At 68.3% G+C, this 2,097-nt stretch carries 2 protein-coding genes and 1 pseudogene; 2 read left to right on the forward strand and 1 reads right to left on the reverse strand.

What is annotated here, in order from left to right; all coding sequences use genetic code 11:
* Positions 1-292, reverse strand: a pseudogene (locus E1294_RS51680) (N-6 DNA methylase); the annotation flags it as partial.
* Positions 293-368: 76 nt separating this feature from the next.
* Between E1294_RS51680 and E1294_RS51685 the strand changes: the two are divergent.
* Both E1294_RS51685 and E1294_RS51690 read left to right on the forward strand, forming a co-directional pair.
* Positions 369-1,139, forward strand: coding sequence for a PP2C family protein-serine/threonine phosphatase (locus E1294_RS51685; RefSeq protein WP_132520639.1), 771 nt, complete (start codon positions 369-371; stop codon positions 1,137-1,139).
* Positions 1,140-1,465: 326 nt separating this feature from the next.
* A partial coding sequence (locus tag E1294_RS51690; protein WP_132520642.1) for a CHAP domain-containing protein occupies positions 1,466-2,097 on the forward strand: 632 nt, incomplete at its 3' end.

A 2,097-nucleotide genomic window follows, 5' to 3' on the forward strand; every position in this document is an offset into this window, starting at 1 on the left:
GCGCATGGCGGGTCAGGAGCACTCCGGCCAGGGCCACCAGCTCGCCCAGCCGCAAATCGCCGGCGGCTTTCAGGCGTTGCCACACCCGATCACCCAGGGAGACCTGGTAGGACTTCCCGTAGCGGCGCAGCCAGGACTCGACCTGCCGCAGCGAGAACAGCGGCTGGTTGGCGGTGCCCCCGACGGGGTGGGGGAAGTCGTCGTGGCGGCGGCGCCAGTTGCTCACCGCGGCACGCCCGACACCGGCGAGCCGGGCGATGTCCCCGGCGTTGACGGTCGGGTCGTGGCTCATGGGGCCCACAGTAGTTCACCAGAGTCTTCAGCGCATCTGCTTGTGAAGTCTTTCAACCAATGATTTACTGCTGGGTATGAAGCACAACATCCGCTATGCCGCCGGATCAGACGTGGGCCGCCGCAGGGAGCAGAACGAAGATTCCGGCTATGCGAGTGGCCGGTTGCTCGTGGTGGCTGACGGGATGGGTGGGCACGCCGCCGGTGAGCTGGCGAGCTCGGCGGCGATCGCCGTGATGCGGGAGCTGGATGCCACGCTTCCCGAGACCGGCGCCGACCTGGGGGCGGCGCTGGAAGGCGCCGTCCACGAGGCGGCCCGCAGGCTGGTCGAGCTGGCCGACATCGACCCCGCGCGCAGGGGGATGGGGACCACGGTGACCGCCATGCTGTGGGACGGCTACCGGTTCGCCCTGGCTCATCTTGGTGACTCCCGCGGATATCTGCTTCGCGACGGCGCTCTCTACCAGATGACCAAGGATCACACACTTGTGCAGTCGATGGTGGACGAAGGGCGGATAACGGAGGATCAAGCGGCCGTGCATCCCAGGCGCTCGATGGTGCTGCGGGTGCTGGGCAGCGAGGGCAGGGCGGAGCCGGACATGGCGCTGCGCGAAGCCGAGCCTGATGATCGCTACCTCCTCTGCTCCGACGGTCTCACGACCGTGCTCGGGCCCGAGGTTCTGCACGAGGTGCTGACCACGGTGGCAGACCCGGGCGCGGCCGTCCAGCGGTTGATCGATCTGGCCAACGAGGGCGGCTCACCCGACAACGTGACGGTGATCGTGGCCGACGTCGTCGCGCCGGGCGCCGGAGAGGTGAGCGTCTACCGGGTGGGCGCAGGCTCCTGATCTTCGCCGCAGCAGCCCACGAGCCTCAGCAGGCTCATCAGCCTCGGAGCCTCGATAAGTCCCGAGGGCCACGTAGCCGAAATTTCACCTCATAGCAAGACACTTTCGCGGTGACGCACGCGCACGCGCGATGGCACTACTACAGTCCATCGTGATTTGTCGGTTATCTGGGAGGTGTCACCCTGGACCCGATCGCGGGCGAGCTGCTGAAGACGGTACGGCAGGAACTCGGCTACAAGGAGAAGACCGGCCAGTTCACCAAGTTCGGTCAGTGGTACGCGGATCGCGTCCAAGACACCCAATATCGCGACGCACCATGGTGTGACATGTTCCTCGCCTGGGCCGCGGACAAGGCCGGCCTCACCGAATACGTCGGCGAATTCGCGTGGACTCCTTCCCACGCGGCCTGGTTCATCAAGCAGGACGCGTGGACGCGAAAGCCCGAGCCGGGAGCGCTGGTCTTCTTCGACTGGCGCGGCGGCAAGAGTTACAAGGGCGTCGACCACGTGGGCGTCGTGGAGCGCGTCGCCGGCAAGAAGATCCACACGATCGAGGCCAACGTCGACCGCGTGTGGCTCAAGCGCAAGACCCGCGAGACGGACAAGGTCGTCGGCTACGGAGTCCCGCGATTAGTCAAGGCGAACGCCGAGCGGCTCGACGAGATCCGGTCGACCGAGCGGCCGTTCGTGTCCGCGCCGCGGCCGGAGACCGGGCACGGCTCGCCGCTGGACGTCCTGGGCACCCCGCCCGCGCTGCTCGCCGCGATGGTGCTCACCACGATCGTGCTCTCGCTCCGCGTGACCGGCCGCCGCCGCGGCACCCACCGCCGCTTCGCCTGGCCCTGGAACGCGCCAGCCACCCGCCGTCCCGCCAAGCCCTCCTCCGGCACGAGGGCTCCGCAGGCCCGCGAGAAGGTACGGGCCGCCCTACGCCACCCCGAGCCCGCGCAGCGCCACCC

Source organism: Nonomuraea diastatica, assembly GCF_004349015.1.
Lineage (GTDB): Bacteria > Actinomycetota > Actinomycetes > Streptosporangiales > Streptosporangiaceae > Nonomuraea > Nonomuraea diastatica.

Coding starts and splice junctions, on each gene's coding strand:
- E1294_RS51685 (WP_132520639.1), top strand. CDS start 369: ATGAAGCACAACATCCGCTATGCCGCCGGATCAGACGTGGGCCGCCGC.